Raw genomic sequence first — 16,519 nt, forward strand, 5'->3', positions numbered from 1 at the left:
GCGCCGGCTCTTTTCAACAAGGCGTCCGGCGCCTTCGACAAAGACCGGGTGCACGGGCTTGAAATGCCCGAACACCCATCCATCTTTGCCTGATCAATCAAAGGATATTCATGTCCGGTCATACCCCCCTGCCTGCCGACGCGATCGACCTGCCGCTGCTGCCGCTGCGCGACGTCGTCGTGTTCCCTCACATGGTGATCCCGCTGTTCGTGGGTCGCCCCAAGAGCATCAAGGCGCTCGAACTGGCCATGGAGGCCGAGCGCCGCATCATGCTGGTGGCCCAGAAGGCCGCCGCCAAGGACGAGCCCTCGGTCGAGGACATGTTCGAGGTGGGCTGCGTCTCGACCATCCTGCAGATGCTCAAGCTGCCTGACGGTACCGTGAAGGTGCTGGTCGAGGGCCAGCAGCGCGCCCGCGTGAACCGCATCGACGACGGCGAGACCCACTTCTCGGCCAACGTGACGCCCGTCGAGGCGGCCGCGAGCGGCGAGAAGGGCACCGAGGTCGAGGCGCTGCGCCGTGCCGTGATGCAGCAGTTCGACCAGTACGTCAAGCTCAACAAGAAGATCCCGCCGGAGATCCTCACGTCGATCTCCAGCATCGACGATCCGGGCCGCCTGGCCGACACCATCGCCGCGCACCTGCCGCTCAAGCTCGACAACAAGCAGGCCGTGCTCGACCTGGACGACGTCAAGTCGCGCCTGGAGAACCTGTTCGGCCAGCTCGAACGCGAGGTCGACATCCTCAACGTCGACAAGAAGATCCGCGGCCGCGTGAAGCGCCAGATGGAAAAGAACCAGCGCGACTTCTACCTCAACGAGCAGGTCAAGGCGATCCAGAAGGAGCTCGGCGAGGGCGAAGAGGGCGCGGACATCGAGGAGATCGAGAAGAAGATCAAGCTCGCCAAGATGCCCAAGGAAGCGCTCAAGAAGGCCGAGGGCGAGCTCAAGAAGCTCAAGCTGATGTCGCCCATGTCGGCCGAAGCCACTGTGGTGCGCAACTACATCGACGTGCTGGTCGGCCTGCCCTGGAGCAAGAAGACCAAGATCAAGCACGACCTGGCCAATGCCGAGGCGGTGCTCAATGCCGATCACTACGGCCTGGAGAAGGTCAAGGACCGCATCCTCGAATATCTCGCGGTGCAGCAGCGCGTCGACAAGGTCAAGGCGCCCATCCTGTGCCTCGTGGGGCCGCCCGGCGTGGGCAAGACCTCGCTCGGGCAGTCGATCGCCAAGGCGACTGGCCGCAAGTACACGCGCATGGCGCTCGGCGGCATGCGCGACGAGGCCGAGATCCGCGGCCACCGCCGCACCTATATCGGTGCACTGCCGGGCAAGGTGCTGCAGGGGCTGAACAAGATCGGCACGCGCAATCCGCTGTTCCTGCTCGACGAGATCGACAAGCTGGGGACCGACTTCCGCGGCGATCCTTCGAGCGCGCTGCTCGAGGTGCTCGATCCCGAGCAGAACCACACCTTCGGCGACCACTACGTCGAGGTCGACTTCGACCTGTCCGACGTGATGTTCGTCGCCACCTCGAACTCGATGAACATCCCGCCGGCGCTGCTCGACCGGATGGAAGTCATCCGCCTGTCGGGCTACACCGAGGACGAGAAGACCAACATCGCGATCAAGTACCTGCTGCCCAAGCAGATGAAGAACAACGGCGTCAAGGAAGACGAACTGCTCGTCACCGAGGAGGCCGTGCGCGACATCGTGCGCTACTACACGCGCGAAGCCGGCGTGCGTTCGCTGGAGCGCGAGCTTTCCAAGATCTGCCGCAAGGTGGTCAAGGGCCTGCTGCTCAAGCAGATGACGCCCAAGGTCACGGTGGATGGCGCCAACCTCAACGACTTCCTGGGCGTGCGCAAGTACAGCTTCGGCCTGGCCGAGAAGCAGAACCAGGTGGGCCAGGTGGTCGGCCTGGCCTGGACCGAGGTGGGCGGCGACCTGCTCACCATCGAGGCGGTCACCATGCCCGGCAAGGGCGTGATCAGCCGCACCGGTTCGCTCGGCGACGTGATGAAGGAATCGGTCGAGGCCGCACGCACCGTGGTGCGCAGCCGCTCGCGCCGCCTGGGCATCAAGGACGAGGTGTTCGAGAAGCGCGACATCCACATCCACGTGCCCGATGGCGCAACGCCCAAGGACGGGCCGAGCGCGGGTGCCGCAATGACCACCGCCTTCGTGTCGGCGCTCACGGGCATCCCCGTACGTGCAGACGTCGCCATGACCGGCGAGATCACGCTGCGCGGCGAGGTCACGGCCATTGGCGGCCTGAAGGAAAAGCTGCTGGCGGCATTGCGCGGCGGCATCAAGACCGTGCTGATTCCCGAGGAAAACGCGAAGGACCTGCAGGACATCCCCGAGAACGTGAAGAACGGCCTCGAGATCGTGCCCGTGAAGTGGATCGACAAGGTCCTGGAGATCGCGCTCGAGAAGATGCCCGAGCCGCTGTCGGACGAGGAGGTTGCCGCCTCTGCTGCTGCCGTGGCCGAACTGGCCAAGCAGCGTGCGGGCACGCCGGCTTCAGAGGGTTCCGTCAAACATTGATTGGCAGAACTTGCCGAGCCCCGAAAAAGTGTTCTATAATTCGAGGCTCGAAACGCGGGAATAGCTCAGTTGGTAGAGCGCAACCTTGCCAAGGTTGAGGTCGAGAGTTCGAGACTCTTTTCCCGCTCCAGTTTTTGAAAAAGGGAAGCACTGCTTCCCTTTTTTTCGCGAATTCGATTTCGTTTTCAGCAGCGTGGCGCGATAGCAAAGCGGTTATGCAACGGATTGCAAATCCGTCTAGCCCGGTTCGACTCCGGGTCGCGCCTCCACCCTCTCTCTGATCAAGTTCGATCCGCCCTCCACCGAAAAAACCAGCCCCGCCAACCTGCGTTGCCGGGGCCCGTTTCGTTTGGGTTATCGTCGATGTTCAACCCGAGGCCCGGATGGTGAAATTGGTAGACACATCGGACTTAAAATCCGCCGCTTCCTTAATCGGGGCATACGGGTTCGACCCCCGTTCCGGGCACCACATTTAGACAAGGGAGCACTCCATGCCTCGTTACAACGCTCCATTTGAAATCCATGTGCACGGCGACGTGCCCTTGCGCTCCGACGTCGGCTTCGACCAGATCCAGGAAGCGCTCAAGCCGCTGTGGGCCTATGCGGGCGCCAAGTCGCTCGCCGACGGCGCGACGAGCACCTACGAAGAAGAACCCGGCATCCGTTTCGAGCAGAAGGACCACATGCTCCAGATCTGCTGGACGGTGCCGGGCGACGAGGACTTTCGCCAGGCGCTCGACGAAATGTGCATGGCCCTGAACGAGTTGTCCGAGCGCGGTGCCGCAATCGAGGTCACCTTCTACGACACCGACTTCGACGAGGAGGAGGGCGACCCCGACGAAGAGTCGCGCGACGATTTCCTGATGCTGTTCGTCGGCCCCAATCCGGCCGCGATCATGCAGGTGCAACGCGACCTGCTGGTGGAAGACGTTGTCAACCTGATGGAGCGCCACTTCGATGGCGCCGAGCTCGGCGGTGTGGTGTCCGAGATCGACCGCCTTTTCAGCGACCGCTTCGATGCGCTCGTGAACTCGCTCGAGATCGGCAAGCGCCCGCGCGGCACCGGCGGCAGTGGCAGCGGCGGTGGGCATGGCGGCGGCCGCCGCCCGCGCCACCTGCACTGATCCGATCGGGCCAAGGCTGCGTCCGGCGCCCGGTTGACCATCCATCGCCGCATGGCGCTGTTTTCGTCTTCAGCCCTGAATCCCGGCGTGCGCAAGCGCGAGGTGTTCGGCTGGGCCATGTACGACTTTGCCAATTCCGGCTACACCACGGTCGTCATCACGGCCGTGTTTGCCGCCTATTTCGTGGGCGGTATCGCCAAGGGCGCGCCGTGGGCCGCCTTCGCCTGGACCGCGGCGCTCAGCGCCTCCTATGCCGTCGTCATGATCTCGATGCCCGCGATCGGCGCCTGGGCCGACCGGCGCGCAGCCAAGAAGCGCGTGCTCGTGGTCGCGACGGTCGGCTGCGTCGTTGCGACAGTCGCGCTCGCACTCACGCCGAGGTTCTCGGGGGCCATGGGTGTCGCGGTCGCGATGGCGCTGATCATTGTCTCGAACACCTTCTATTCCTACGGCGAGTCGCTGACCGGCGCCTTCCTGCCCGAACTCGCAACCGCCGAGGGCATGGGCAAGGTCAGCGGATGGGGCTGGAGTTTCGGCTACGTCGGCGGCATGCTGGCGCTCGGGCTGTGCCTGGCCTATGTGCTGTCGGCCCAGGCGAAAGGCTTGCCCGCGTCGCACTTCGTTCCGGTCACGATGTTGATCACGGCGGCCATCTACGGTGCAGCCGCTTCTGCCACCTTTGTTCTCCTGCCCGAGCGTGCGCAGCCCCGAACGGCCGGCAGCGCAGTGGGCGCGTGGCAGCAATTGCGCGCCACCTTCCGGCAGGCCCGCGCCTACCGCGATTTCATGCAGTTGCTGGCCTGCACCGTCTGCTACCAGGGCGGCGTGGCGGTGGCCATCACGCTTGCGGCCATCTATGCCGAGCAGGTCATCGGCTTCGTGGCGAGCGAGACCATGGTGCTGATCTTCGTGCTCAACATTGCGGCCGCCGTCGGCGCCTTCGGCTTCGGCTACGTGCAGGACCGCGTCGGCCACAAGATCTCGCTGGCCGGCACGCTGGTGGCATGGATCGCGGTCTGCGTGATTGCCGCGATGGCGACCACCAAGGGTACCTTCTGGTGGGCTGCCGCAATCGCGGGGCTCGCCATGGGCTCGAGCCAGTCGGCCGGCCGTGCGATGACCGGCTATCTGGCGCCGCCGCGGCAGCTCGCGGAGTTCTTCGGGCTCTGGACCTTTGCCACGCGGCTCGCGAGCATCATCGGTCCGCTGATGTTCGGCGCCATCACCTGGGCCGCGGGCGGCAACCAGCGCATCGCCATTCTCTCGACCGCGGCGCTGTTCGTTGCGGGACTGCTGCTGTTGCTGCCCATCGACATGGCGCGTGGGAGGGCGGCCGCGCAGCGCAGCGGATAAGCCCGCCGATCAGGGCATCCGCTGCCGCAGGGACTTCGGCACGCGATAGCGCTCGCCGTCGTAGCGCAGCGTCAAGGTATTGAAGCGTGCGGGCATGGCCTTTTCGGTGCAGCCCTGGTCCTCCTGCATCTGCGCGCGGCTCTGCACCAGCGTGCGCGACAGCTGCAGATCGGCGTAGCCGTTGCTCGCCGATTTGCCGACCGAAAGCATCGTGCGAAGCTGCTCGAAGCGGCCGGTGCAGGTGCTGTCCCATTCGCCGCTGTCGTGGTCGAGTTCGACCTCCTGGAGCACCTGGCGCAGCTTGCTGCCATGGTGCACGTAGAGGCGGATGGTTTCGCTAGCCACCGTGCTGCCCGGTGCCGTGCCTCTGTAGCGCACGCGCAGACCGAAGGCGCGCGTGTCGGACGACAGCACGTAGCGCGAGGTGTCGATGCGGATGTCCTGGATGGCGGTCGCGTTGTCTTCGTCGAGCGCCTCGGGCTGGAAGATGCGGCCGATCACCGTGTCGCGCTCGGTGTTGCCGTTGTCGGGCCGCTGGATCAGCAGCAGTTCGAGATCGAAGACCTTGGCGCCCGCGCTGCTGGTTTCGCGCGGCACAGGCAGTACCACGATGCTGCGCCCCGCAAACGCGGGCCAGAGCTTGCAGGCGGCCAGGCGCTCGTCGAGCGGACGGTTCGGATAGAGCTTGGCATGCATGCGCTCGGCGAGGCCGCTCTCGCAGGCCGCATGGCCGAGGCCCGCAGCCGAGAGGCCGAGCAGCAGCAGGGCGCGGCGCAAAAGAAAATGCATGGTGTCGGATCGGCTTCAGGCGGTGGTCGCAGCAGCCGCCGAAGCAGCTTGGGGCTGTTGCAGCCAGTGTGCGGCGGCGGCTTCGAGCACGGCCGGATCGCCGCTGCCCTGCAGGACCAGCCCGCCTTCGCCGCCTTGCGCGAGGCGGCCGAGCGAAGCCAGCACGCGCCGGGCCTGCTGCGCGACCGGCGCGCCGGTGTCGATGAAGCGCAGCGCGGGCGGCGCATGGCGCTGAAGCTCATTTTTCACGAGCGGGTAGTGGGTGCAGCCGAGCACCACGGTATCGACCTGGCCGGGCGCATCGCCCAAAGGGCCGGCTTCGGCCATGTAGCGGGCGCAGAGCTCCGCGATGGCCGCGGTGTCGAAGCCCTCGATCGCCTTCACGAGCCCGTCGCAGGGCACGGCGCGCACATCGGCTGACCCTGCGAAAGAGTCGCGCAGTGCCGCGTACCTGGCGCTGGCCAGCGTCCCGCGCGTGGCCATCACCGAGATGTGGCCGGTGCGGCTGGTTGCCACGGCGGGCTTGAGCGCAGGCTCCAGGCCCACGATGGGTAGCGCCGGGTGCTCGGCGCGCAGCAGGTGGATCGCGGCCGTGGTGGCCGTGTTGCAGGCCACCACCAGCGCCTTGATGCCGTGCTCGGCAATCAGTTGCTCCACCACCTTGCGCGAGCGGTCGATCACGTAGCCATCGCCGCGCTCGCCATAGGGCGCGAACGCGGTGTCGGCAAAGTACACGAAGCGCTCGTGCGGCAGCTCGGCGCGCAGCGCGGCGAGCACGCTGAGCCCGCCGACGCCACTGTCAAAGACGCCGACCGGGTTGTTCAAGCCTCTTCCATCATGATGGTCTTGAACTCGCCGCTCGCAATGCGCTTTTGCCACTCGGCCGGGCCGGTGATGTGCGCGCTGGTGCCGCCGGCATCGACTGCCACCGTCACGGGCATGTCGACCACGTCGAATTCATAGATGGCTTCCATGCCCAGGTCCTCGAAGCCCACCACCTTGGCGGTCTTGATCGCCTTGCTCACGAGGTAGGCGGCACCGCCCACGGCCATGAGGTAGGCGCTCTTGTGCTTCTTGATGGCCTCGATGGCGACCGGGCCGCGCTCGGCCTTGCCGATCATCGCGATCAGGCCGGTCTGGGCCAGCATCATCTCGGTGAAGCCGTCCATGCGCGTGGCGGTGGTCGGGCCGGCGGGGCCCACGGCCTCGTCGCCCACCGGATCGACCGGGCCGACGTAGTAGATGACGCGGTTCGTAAAGTCGACCGGCAGCTTCTCGCCCTTGGCCAGCATGTCCTGGATGCGCTTGTGCGCGGCGTCGCGGCCGGTGAGCATCTTGCCGTTGAGCAGCAGCGTGTCGCCGGGCTTCCAGCTCGCCACTTCGGCGGGCGTGAGCTTGTCGAGGTCGACGCGCTTGCTCTTCTTTTCGTCGGGCGCCCAGTTGACGTCGGGCCAGAGGTCGAGCGAGGGCGGGTCGAGGTAGACCGCGCCGCTGCCGTCCATCACGAAGTGCGCATGGCGCGTGGCCGCGCAGTTGGGGATCATCGCCACGGGCTTGCTGGCCGCGTGCGTGGGGTACATCTTGATCTTGATGTCGAGCACGGTGGCCAGGCCGCCCAGGCCCTGCGCGCCGATGCCCAGCGCATTGACCTTCTCGTACAGCTCGATGCGCAGCGCCTCGACCTTGCTGAGCTCGGCGCCCGAGGCCTTCTTGGCTTGCAGCTCATGCATGTCGAGGTCGTCCATCAGGCTTTCCTTGGCCATCAGCGCGGCCTTCTCGGCGGTGCCGCCGATGCCGATGCCCAGCATGCCGGGCGGGCACCAGCCTGCGCCCATGGTGGGCACCGTCTTGAGCACCCAGTCGACCACGCTGTCGCCGGGGTTCAGCATGGCCAGCTTGCTCTTGTTCTCGCTGCCGCCGCCCTTGGCCGCGACCGTCACCTCGACGGTGTTGCCCGGAACGATCTCGGTGAAGATCACCGCGGGCGTGTTGTCCTTGGTGTTCTTGCGGTCGAACTGCGGATCGGCCACGACCGAGGCGCGCAGCGTGTTGTCGGGGTGGTTGTAGCCGCGGCGCACGCCTTCGTTGATGGCGTCGTCCAGCGAGCCGGTGAAGCCGCCCCAGCGCACGTCCATGCCCACCTTGAGGAACACGTTGACGATGCCGGTGTCCTGGCAGATCGGGCGGTGGCCCGTGGCGCTCATCTTGCTGTTGGTCAGGATCTGCGCGATGGCGTCCTTGGCGGCGGGGCTCTGTTCGCGCTCGTAGGCGCGGGCCAGGTGGGCGATGTAGTCGGCGGGGTGGTAGTAGCTGATGTACTGCAGCGCGGCGCTGATCGATTCGATCAGGTCGGCCTGCTGGATCGTGGTCGTCATGGTGGGGGGTGTTTTTTGGAGTGTGGAAACGCCCCCCGATTATCTCAGCCGCCGCGTTCTACCTTGCGGCGGCCCGGGCTTCCTCGATCCAGCCGTCGAACAGCGGCCGGTGCGCCCGGATCCAGCCGTCGGTGTGGCGCTCCAGGTCTTGCTGCGTGTTGGCGCCCTGGCTCATGCGCAGGTTCTGGGCGTTGATGTCGCTGATCGGCAGTTTCATCACCTCGAACAGCCTGCCGGCGGCCGGATTCTTCTCGACGAAGGCCCGGTTGGCGACGATCTGCTCCTGGTTGGCCTGGAAGCCGTAGTTCTTGCCGTTGGGAAGCTGCGTGTCCGCGTTGCCGCCCTGGGAGGACGAGAAGGGTACCTGCAGCCACACCACGTCCGCGCCGGGCCGCAGCACCGCGCTGACCCAGTAGGGCGTCCACGTGTAGTACAGCACCGGCTTGTCCTGCTTGAAGCGGGCGATGGTGTCGGCCATCAGCGCGGCATAGCTGCCCTGCTTGTGCGTGACGGTGTCGCGCAGCCGGTAGGCCGTCAGGTGGCTCTCGATCGCCAGTTCGCAGCCCCAGCCCGGGTTGCAGCCCGTCAGGTCGGCCTTGCCGTCGCCGTCGGCATCGAACAGCCTGGCGATCGCCGGGTCCTTCAGCTGCTCAATGCTGCCGATGTTGTACTGCTCGGCCGTCTTGCGGTCGATCAGGTAGCCCTGCACCGCGCCATCCGAGTACACGCCCTTTCGCCACAGCTTGGCGTCGCCGCCGCTGTTCTTGTAGAAGTCGGCGTGCAGCAGGCTCCAGTGGTTGGCCATGAAAGTGGCGTCGCCGTTGGCGATGGCCAGGTGCTCGGTGGCGGGTTCGAGGTCTTTCATGGGCTCGACCGTGTAGCCGAGCTTTTCGAGCGCGCGCATCACGAGCAGCGTCTGGAACGCCTCTTCGGCGAGCGAGCTCTTGAGCGGCTGCACGGTGACGCCCTGGCCGGGCAGGTCGTTGGCGGCCTGTGCGCCCATGCCGAAGACGACGAAGCCGAGGGCCAGCAGGCCGCGAGCGATGATGAGACTGGTTCTTTTCTTCATGCGTTGATTTCCTGCGTGACGGCTCATTGCGCTTGCGTGGCGAGGGCGGGCACGGGTTCGTTCGCAACGTCGCTGCGTGAGGGCGTGCCCACGAGGCGCTGCAGCAGGCGCAGCGCCAGGCCGGCCGGGCCGGTGTGCCACCAGCGGCGCCCGGCGCTGCGGCGCGACTTGCCCATGGCCTGCGTGAGCCGGTCGAGCGAGATCGCCAGCAGCACGATGCCCAGGCCGCCCACGGTCGCCAGGCCCATGTCGAGCCGGCCGATGCCGCGCAGCACCATCTGGCCCAGGCCGCCGACGGCGATCATCGAGGCGATCACCACCATCGACAGCGACAGCATCAGCGCCTGGTTGATGCCCGCCATGATCGAGGGCATGGCCAGCGGCAGCTGCACCTTCACGAGCATCTGCCAGGGCGAGGCGCCGTAGGCGCGCGCGGCCTCGATCAGGTCGGGCCGCACCTGGCGCAGGCCCAGGTTGGTCAGGCGCACCAGCGGCGCCAGCGCGAAGATGATGGTCACGATCACTCCGGGCACGTTGCCGATGCCGAACAGCATCACCACCGGCACCAGGTAGACGAAGGCGGGCGTGGTCTGCATCGCGTCGAGCACCGGACGCATGAGGCGCTGGGCGCGGTCGCTGCTGGCCAGCAGCACTCCGAGCGGCAGGCCGATGATCATGCAGAACACCAGCGAGGTCAGCACCAGAGACAGCGTCACCATGGCCTCGGGCCAGATGCCCAGCATGGCCACGAGCAGCAGCGCCACCGTGGTGCCGATGGCGAGCGCACGGCCGGCGAACTGCCAGGCGAACAGGCCGATCAGCGCGATCATCGCCAGCGTCGGCAGGCCGGTCAGCAGGCCCTGGACCCAGTTCAGCGTGCTGTCGATGGGCAGGCGCACGGTCTGGAAGAAGGGGCGGAAATGTTCGACCACCCAGCCGAGGCCCTGGTTGATCCAGGATTCGACGGGCAGGGATCCGTCCCAGAGGCGGTGCAGCTGCAAGCCGCTGGCCGCGGCATCGGCCGAGCCGGCCAGCTGGTGGGCCGCGTCGGCGGGCGCGTCGAGCCAGGCGCTGGTGGCCGAGGTGTCGGGCGCGGCCGAGAGCGCTTCCCACGGATCGACAAAAGTGGGGGGTGCGGGCGTGCTCAGGTCGGAAGGAAGTGTGTTGTCGTTCATCGTTCAGGGGCCTTCGTGAATTCAGTGCGGCTCGGCGGCGAGCGCGGGTGCGGCGTTGGGCAGGACGGGCTCGATCGGCGGCGTGTCGCGGTCCAGGAACTTGAGCAGCGTCGTCTTGCTGATCGCACCGCAGAAGCGGCCGTCGTTCGCCACCACCGGCAGCGCGCACGGTGCCTGCGCGAGTTGGCCGATCAGGCCTGCCACCGGGGCATCGGCATCGATGCGCGGCAGGTCGTCGATGAATGCGTGCTGCAGCCCCAGCGAGCCCGAATGCCCGTCGAGCGCGCCGCGCAATGTATCCGCCGACACCACGCCGAGGAAGCGCTTGTTCGGACTCGTCACGTAGGCGAAGTCGCGGTCCTGGTCTTCGAGCAGCTTGAGCGCCGCGCGCGCGCCGCGCTCGGGGTGCTCGCACACCACCGTGAGCGACTTGCGCGCGATGTCCGCCGCCTTGAACACGGCCGCCGCATCGACGCCGCGCACGAAGCTGCGCACGTAGTCGTCGGCGGGGCTGCGCAGGATCTCGTCGGGCGTGCCGACCTGGATCACCTGGCCGTCCTTCATGATTGCGATGCGGTCGCCGATGCGCATGGCCTCGTCGAGGTCGTGCGAGATGAAGACGATGGTGCGCCGCTGCTCCTTCTGCAGCCGCAGCAGTTCCGACTGCATCTCGGTGCGGATGATCGGGTCGAGCGCCGAGAAGGCTTCATCCATCAAGAGGATCGACGGGTCCGAGGCCAGCGCGCGCGCCAGGCCCACGCGCTGCTGCATGCCGCCCGAAAGCTCGTCGGGATAGCTGTCGCCCCAGCCCGCAAGCCCTACCTGCGCGAGCGCCAGGTCGGCCTGCGCGAGGCGCTCCTTCTTGCTCGTGCCCGACAGTTCGAGGCCGAAGGCGGTGTTCTCGCGCACCGTCATGTGGGGCATCAGCGCGAACGACTGGAACACCATGCTGATGTCCTTGCGGCGCAGCGCGCGCAGCCTGGCGTCGGAATGCTCGTTGATGTCCGCGCCATCGATCACGATGCGCCCGGCGGTCGGCTCGATCAGCCGGTTCAAGAGGCGCACCAGCGTCGACTTGCCCGAACCCGAGAGTCCCATGATGACGAAGATCTCGCCGGCCTGGATCTCGAAGGTGGCATCGAACACGCCGATCGACTGTCCCGTTTGCGCGAGGATTTCCTTCTTCGAAAAACCTTGGCGGACAAGTTCGAGCGCCTGCTCGGGCGAATCGCCGAACACCTTGAAGACATGGTCGATGAGAATTCCTTTGGCCATACGCCGGGGCTCCTTGTGTGAAGGTTGGACACAACACCGCCCCGGAGGGCGGCAGCGGCCACGCCATCAGCCGATGGGGCTGCCCGAACAGAGCGCGCGTGTAGAAGGCGCGTGCAATGGCCCGGCGAGCCTCAAGGGCTGCCGACAGGCACTGAAGACGACATGGCGACGAAGCCAGTGCCCGCCGGATGCTTCATTCGCAGAACGGCGGGCCTGGTCGAGGGGCGCCGCCTGGATGAGCGTGACGTGGCAATGGGACCGGAAAAAAGATCCGGCCGGTTTGCCGGGCAGGGCCCGGCGGAGAGAGCCTTGCACCGCGACGGGATTCGGTGATCCGCGAGTAGCGCAAGGGCAACCAACATGACTTGTTGGTCGTCTGAAGACCGCAATTATAACTTTTTGACATGATGCGCGTCAACCCCGGGGCGTATCGTGGGCTGCGCATCCGGAGCCAAAAGCCTCGCCAGATGCGAGCTATTCTTATCAAGGCCATACTCGGCGTCGCGCCCGGCGAGCGGGCGCAACCATCCAAGACTGCGGAGCTTTTTCATCATGACGACTTCCCCCAAGACCCGTGCCGAGCGCGATACCTTCGGACCGATCGACGTGCCGGCCGACAAGCTGTGGGGTGCGCAGACGCAGCGCTCGCTGCAGAACTTCGACATCTCCGGCGAGCAGCAGCCGCGCGAGATCATCAAGGCGCTGGCCCAGGTCAAGCGCGCCTCGGCCGTGGTCAACCACGCGCTGGGCCTGCAGGACGAGAAGAAGACCCAGGCCATCGTGGCCGCGGCCGACGAAGTCATCGCTGGCAAGCATCCGGGCGAGTTTCCGCTCGTGGTGTGGCAGACCGGCTCAGGCACGCAGACCAACATGAACGTCAACGAGGTGCTGGCCAATCGCGCCAGCGAGCTGCTGGGCGGCGAGCGCGGGGAAGGACGCCTGGTGCACCCGAACGACGACGTGAACCGCAGCCAGTCGAGCAACGACGTGTTCCCCACAGCCATGCACGTGGCCGCCGTCGAGGCCATCACGCACAGGCTGCTGCCCGCCATCGCCAAGCTGCGCGGCACGCTGGAACAGAAGTCGAAGGACTTTGCCGACATCGTGAAGATCGGCCGCACCCACCTGCAAGACGCCACGCCGCTCACGCTGGGCCAGGAGTTCTCGGGCTACGTGGCGCAGCTCGCGCATGGCGAGGCGCATGTGCGCGCTGCGCTGCCGCACCTGTGCGAACTGGCGCTGGGCGGCACGGCCGTCGGCACCGGGCTCAACGCCCCCAAGGGCTATGCGGAGCAGGTGGCGGCCGAACTGGCCAGGCTCACGGGCCTGCCGTTCGTGACCGCGCCCAACAAGTTCGAAGCCATGGCCAGCGTCGACGCGTTGGTGCATGCCCACGGCGCGCTCAAGACGCTCGCCGCCAGCATGAACAAGATCGCCAACGACGTGCGCTGGCTCGCGAGCGGGCCGCGCAGCGGCATCGGCGAATTGAGCATTCCGGAGAACGAGCCCGGCTCGTCGATCATGCCGGGCAAGGTCAATCCGACGCAGAGCGAGGCCGTCACCATGCTGGCCGCGCAGGTGTTCGGCAACGACGTGGCCATCAACATCGGCGGCGCCTCGGGCAACTTCGAGCTGAACGTGTTCCGCCCGATGGTGGCGCACAACTTCCTGCAGAGCGTGCGCCTGCTGGCTGACGGCATGGTGAGCTTCAACGACCACTGCGCCGTGGGCATCGAGCCGAACCGCGAACGCATCACCGAGCTGGTGCGGCGCTCGCTGATGCTGGTGACCGCGCTCAACACGCACATCGGCTACGACAAGTCGGCGTACATCGCGAAGAAGGCGCACAAGGAAGGCACCAGCCTGCGCGAAGCCGCGATGGCCTCGGGCCATCTCACGGCCGAGCAGTTCGACCAGTGGGTGGTGCCGGAGAACATGACGGGCCGCTGATCCGGGCCGCGCAAAAAAAGGACCCGCGCGGGTCCTTTTTGTTGCCGGCCGGTCAGTAGCCGATGGTGTAGCGCTGGCGCGAGTGCGCGGGTTTCTCGAGTTCGTCGATGAATGCGATCGCGTAGTCCTCGAACGTGATCCAGCTGCGGCCTTCGGCGCTCACGAGCAGGTCGTCCTTGCCCAGGCGGAACTTGCCCGTGCGCTCGCCTTCGACGAATTCGGCCGAGGGCGACAGGAAGGTCCAGTCGAGTTCCTTCTCGCCCTGCAGCACTTGCAGGAATGCGGCGCCGGCCGAGGCCTCGGCCTTGTACGCCTCGGGGAAGTTCGGCGTATCGATCACCTTCAGGCCCGGCGCCGCGAACAGGCTGCCGGCGCCGCCGACCACCAGCAGGCGCTTCACGCCCGCGCGCTTGGCCGGCTCGATGATGGCCGCGGGCGGCACGGTGGAGAAGTGCGCAGCGCTGAACACGGCGTCGTGGCCGGCCAGTGCCTTCTCGAGCGCGGCGCTGTCGAGCACGTCGAGGTCGACAGCCTTCACATTGGCGCGGCCCGAGAGCTTTTCGCTCGCCTTGCGCGCGATGGCCGTCACGGTGTGGCCGCGGCGCAGGGCTTCGTCGAGAAGGCGGCCGCCGGCGCGTCCGGTGGCGCCGATGATGGCGATGTGGCTCATTGAATGGCTCCAGAAAGTGGTTGGGATGAACCGCATCTTAGGTTTCTGCTTTCGAAAGAAATACCTCGATTTGCGCGCTTGTTTATTCCTAAAATCGTTCGAATGGATCGATTGAATGCAATGCGCGTGTTCGTCACCGTGGCGGATTCGGGCAGCCTCTCGGCCGCGGCCGACAAGCTCGACCTCTCGCGCCCGGTGGTCACGCGCTACGTGGCCGAGCTCGAGCAATGGACGGGTGCGCGCCTCTTGCACCGCACGACGCGCCGGCTGAGCCTCACGGCGGCGGGCGAGGAACTGCTGCCGCGCTGCCGCCAGGTGCTCGAGCTCGCTGGCGACATGCAGGAAGCTGTGCGGCAGCCGGCCGAGGCGCCGCGCGGCCAGCTGCGCATCACGGCCAGCACCTCGTTCGCACAGGCGCAGCTGGCCGATGCGGTGGCCGACTACGTGCGGCTCTATCCCGGCGTGGCGGTCGACCTGGTGCTGCTGGACCGGGCGGTGAACCTGGTGGACGAGCGCATCGACCTGGCGATCCGCGTGGCGGTGGAGATCGATCCCAACCTCATTGCGCGGCGGCTCACCGATTGCCGCTCGGTGGTGTGCGCATCACCCGGCTATCTGAAGGAGCACGGGCAGCCGCTGCGCGTGGAGGAACTGGCCCAGCGCAACTGCCTCACGCACTCGTACTTCGGGCGCAGCCTCTGGAACTTCACGCGCAGGGACGACGGCACGCCCGTTTCGGTGGCCGTGGGCGGCAACGTGTCGACCAACGATGCCGCGAGCCTGATGCATCTGGCGCGGGCCGGGGCCGGCATCACGATGCTGCCGACCTACCTGACCGCCGGCTTGCTGCAGGCCGGCGAACTGGTGCGGCTGTTCCCGGAATTCGAGCCGCAGGTGGTCGGCATGTATGCGGTGTATGCCTCGCGCAAGCACATGCCGGCCACGCTGCGCACGATGCTCGATTTCCTGGCCAGGCGATTCACCGAGGTGCCCGCCTGGGACCTGCCGCATGCAGGCCGGGAACTCAATGCGAGCCGCCGCCCTGTGGTGCGCTCGACGTCATGAGCTTGTCGGTGTAGGCGATGGCCATGGCCGAGAACAGGAAGGCGATGTGGATCACGGTCTGCGCAATCAGCACCCGGTCGGTGTAGTTGTCCGCATTGATGAAGGTCTTCAGCAGGTGGATCGAGCTGATGCCGATGATGGCGGTGGCCAGCTTCACCTTGAGCACCGAGGCGTTCACATGGCTCAGCCACTCAGGCTGGTCGCGGTGGCCTTCGAGGTCCATGCGGCTCACGAAGGTTTCGTAGCCGCCCACGATCACCATGATCAGCAGGTTGGAGATCATCACCACATCGATCAGCGCCAGCACCACCAGCATGATCACGGTTTCGTTGAGCGTGCCCACCGGCGCGGTGGTCTTGTAGCCGATGCTGGTGATCAGCGCCTGCAGCGCGTCCTTGCTGCCGAAGGCCGCCTCCACCAGATGCAGCAGCTCGACCAGGAAGTGCACCACGTACACCGCCTGCGCCACGATCAGCCCCAGGTAGAGCGGCAGCTGCAGCCAGCGGCTCGCGAAAATCAGCTTGGGCAGCGGCCGCAGCGGCGAGCCGCGGGCTGGAACAGGCGTATTCGGGCGGTCGAAGGATTCGGGTGCGGACATGGAGAGGATGATTGGAAGCGACCGGCGATTCTAGAGGTGCCCCCATGTCCGACTCGTGATAACCCTGCGAACTAACATCGCAACCGTCAGTGACCCGTAAGTGGGCCCCCCGACATTACGGCCGCACCTACCAAGGAGACAAGAAAATGAGCAGCAGCGCATCGAAGAACATCGAATCCGTCCTGGTCGAGAACCGCGTGTTCCCGCCCGACGCCCGCGCCCGCACCGGCGCGCGCATTGCCGGCATGGCCGCCTACGAGGCCCTGTGCCGGGAGGCCGAACAGGACTTCGAAGGTTTCTGGAGCCGCCTGGCCAAGGACAACCTGGACTGGACCCGGCCCTTCACGAAGACACTCGACGAGTCGAAGGCGCCGTTCTACGAGTGGTTCGGCGACGGCGAACTCAACGCCAGCGCCAACTGCCTGGACCGCCACATCGGCACCCCCGTCGAGCACAAGACCGCCATCGTCTTCGAAGCCGACGACGGCGCCGTCACCCGCGTCACTTACAAGGAACTGCTCGCC

General features: G+C 66.5%; 14 protein-coding genes and 3 tRNA genes. 9 read left to right on the plus strand and 8 right to left on the minus strand.

Annotated features, from left to right (window positions below; genetic code table 11):
• Window positions 1–110 precede the first annotated feature (110 nt).
• From lon to EJO66_RS07360, 6 genes are all read left to right on the plus strand, one after another.
• Entirely contained in the window at window positions 111–2,552 is a 2,442-nt protein-coding gene (gene lon / locus EJO66_RS07335; RefSeq protein ID WP_124957968.1) for an endopeptidase La, read from the plus strand.
• 54 nt (window positions 2,553–2,606) lie between these two features.
• Window positions 2,607–2,682: transfer RNA gene (locus tag EJO66_RS07340), tRNA-Gly, on the plus strand.
• Between the two features lie 65 nt (window positions 2,683–2,747).
• A tRNA-Cys gene (locus EJO66_RS07345) sits at window positions 2,748–2,821 on the plus strand.
• A gap of 108 nt (window positions 2,822–2,929) precedes the next feature.
• Window positions 2,930–3,021: transfer RNA gene (locus EJO66_RS07350), tRNA-Leu, on the plus strand.
• Between the two features lie 22 nt (window positions 3,022–3,043).
• Window positions 3,044–3,676: a DUF6806 family protein gene (locus EJO66_RS07355; RefSeq protein ID WP_012747623.1), complete on the plus strand. Its 633-nt coding sequence runs from the start codon at window positions 3,044–3,046 to the stop codon at window positions 3,674–3,676.
• Window positions 3,677–3,727: 51 nt separating this feature from the next.
• Entirely contained in the window at window positions 3,728–5,029 is a 1,302-nt protein-coding gene (locus EJO66_RS07360; protein ID WP_124957967.1) for an MFS transporter, read from the plus strand.
• A 9-nt stretch (window positions 5,030–5,038) separates the two neighbouring features.
• Here EJO66_RS07360 and EJO66_RS07365 read toward each other — a convergent pair whose 3' ends face one another.
• From EJO66_RS07365 to proV, 6 genes are read right to left on the minus strand one after another with little or no spacing between them, the layout of a single operon-like run.
• Window positions 5,039–5,818, minus strand: a complete 780-nt coding sequence (locus EJO66_RS07365; RefSeq protein ID WP_124957966.1) for a PA3715 family protein — start codon at window positions 5,816–5,818, stop codon at window positions 5,039–5,041.
• 15 nt (window positions 5,819–5,833) lie between these two features.
• Window positions 5,834–6,643, minus strand: a complete 810-nt coding sequence (murI, locus tag EJO66_RS07370; protein ID WP_125964839.1) for a glutamate racemase — start codon at window positions 6,641–6,643, stop codon at window positions 5,834–5,836.
• Window positions 6,640–8,193, minus strand: coding sequence for a fumarate hydratase (locus EJO66_RS07375; protein ID WP_124957964.1), 1,554 nt, complete (start codon window positions 8,191–8,193; stop codon window positions 6,640–6,642). Before EJO66_RS07375 ends, murI begins: the two co-directional genes overlap by 4 nt.
• Before the next feature lie 58 nt (window positions 8,194–8,251).
• Complete coding sequence (gene proX, locus EJO66_RS07380) at window positions 8,252–9,262, minus strand: glycine betaine/L-proline ABC transporter substrate-binding protein ProX (RefSeq protein ID WP_125964840.1); 1,011 nt, start codon at window positions 9,260–9,262, stop codon at window positions 8,252–8,254.
• A gap of 23 nt (window positions 9,263–9,285) precedes the next feature.
• Entirely contained in the window at window positions 9,286–10,437 is a 1,152-nt protein-coding gene (gene proW / locus EJO66_RS07385) for a glycine betaine/L-proline ABC transporter permease ProW (RefSeq protein ID WP_125964841.1), read from the minus strand.
• A gap of 21 nt (window positions 10,438–10,458) precedes the next feature.
• The gene (gene proV, locus EJO66_RS07390) at window positions 10,459–11,712 is read right to left on the minus strand and encodes a glycine betaine/L-proline ABC transporter ATP-binding protein ProV (protein ID WP_124957961.1); all 1,254 of its coding nucleotides are present in this window, start codon (window positions 11,710–11,712) and stop codon (window positions 10,459–10,461) included.
• A 552-nt stretch (window positions 11,713–12,264) separates the two neighbouring features.
• On the opposite strand from proV, the gene fumC reads away from it, so the two are divergent.
• On the plus strand, window positions 12,265–13,662 hold the full coding sequence (gene fumC / locus EJO66_RS07395) for a class II fumarate hydratase (RefSeq protein ID WP_125964842.1): 1,398 nt from the start codon (window positions 12,265–12,267) through the stop codon (window positions 13,660–13,662).
• 52 nt (window positions 13,663–13,714) lie between these two features.
• On the opposite strand, the gene EJO66_RS07400 is transcribed toward fumC, so the two are convergent.
• The gene (locus EJO66_RS07400) at window positions 13,715–14,332 is read right to left on the minus strand and encodes an NAD(P)-dependent oxidoreductase (RefSeq protein ID WP_125964843.1); all 618 of its coding nucleotides are present in this window, start codon (window positions 14,330–14,332) and stop codon (window positions 13,715–13,717) included.
• Window positions 14,333–14,434: 102 nt separating this feature from the next.
• Here EJO66_RS07400 and EJO66_RS07405 point away from each other — a divergent pair, with 102 nt between their 5' ends.
• Window positions 14,435–15,397 (plus strand): LysR family transcriptional regulator, encoded by a 963-nt coding sequence (locus EJO66_RS07405; RefSeq protein WP_125964844.1) that lies wholly within the window; start codon window positions 14,435–14,437, stop codon window positions 15,395–15,397.
• Here the strand turns inward: EJO66_RS07405 and EJO66_RS07410 are convergent.
• Complete coding sequence (locus tag EJO66_RS07410) at window positions 15,357–15,995, minus strand: YqhA family protein (RefSeq protein WP_124957957.1); 639 nt, start codon at window positions 15,993–15,995, stop codon at window positions 15,357–15,359. The genes EJO66_RS07405 and EJO66_RS07410 overlap by 41 nt on opposite strands.
• Before the next feature lie 146 nt (window positions 15,996–16,141).
• Here EJO66_RS07410 and EJO66_RS07415 point away from each other — a divergent pair.
• On the plus strand, window positions 16,142–16,519 hold a 378-nt coding region (locus tag EJO66_RS07415; protein WP_276311959.1), incomplete at its 3' end, for an acetyl-coenzyme A synthetase N-terminal domain-containing protein.

The organism is Variovorax beijingensis (assembly GCF_003951285.1).
Taxonomy (GTDB): Bacteria; Pseudomonadota; Gammaproteobacteria; order Burkholderiales; family Burkholderiaceae_C; genus Variovorax; species Variovorax beijingensis.

Excerpts from the sequence above, each read along its gene's own strand:
- lon (WP_124957968.1), top strand. The coding sequence starts at position 111 with ATGTCCGGTCATACCCCCCTGCCTGCCGACGCGATCGACCTGCCGCTG.
- EJO66_RS07355 (WP_012747623.1), top strand. The coding sequence starts at position 3,044 with ATGCCTCGTTACAACGCTCCATTTGAAATCCATGTGCACGGCGACGTG.
- EJO66_RS07360 (WP_124957967.1), top strand. The coding sequence starts at position 3,728 with ATGGCGCTGTTTTCGTCTTCAGCCCTGAATCCCGGCGTGCGCAAGCGC.
- EJO66_RS07365 (WP_124957966.1), bottom strand. The coding sequence starts at position 5,818 with ATGCATTTTCTTTTGCGCCGCGCCCTGCTGCTGCTCGGCCTCTCGGCT.
- EJO66_RS07375 (WP_124957964.1), bottom strand. The coding sequence starts at position 8,193 with ATGACGACCACGATCCAGCAGGCCGACCTGATCGAATCGATCAGCGCC.
- proX (WP_125964840.1), bottom strand. The coding sequence starts at position 9,262 with ATGAAGAAAAGAACCAGTCTCATCATCGCTCGCGGCCTGCTGGCCCTC.
- proW (WP_125964841.1), bottom strand. The coding sequence starts at position 10,437 with ATGAACGACAACACACTTCCTTCCGACCTGAGCACGCCCGCACCCCCC.
- proV (WP_124957961.1), bottom strand. The coding sequence starts at position 11,712 with ATGGCCAAAGGAATTCTCATCGACCATGTCTTCAAGGTGTTCGGCGAT.
- fumC (WP_125964842.1), top strand. The coding sequence starts at position 12,265 with ATGACGACTTCCCCCAAGACCCGTGCCGAGCGCGATACCTTCGGACCG.
- EJO66_RS07400 (WP_125964843.1), bottom strand. The coding sequence starts at position 14,332 with ATGAGCCACATCGCCATCATCGGCGCCACCGGACGCGCCGGCGGCCGC.
- EJO66_RS07405 (WP_125964844.1), top strand. The coding sequence starts at position 14,435 with ATGGATCGATTGAATGCAATGCGCGTGTTCGTCACCGTGGCGGATTCG.
- EJO66_RS07410 (WP_124957957.1), bottom strand. The coding sequence starts at position 15,995 with ATGTCCGCACCCGAATCCTTCGACCGCCCGAATACGCCTGTTCCAGCC.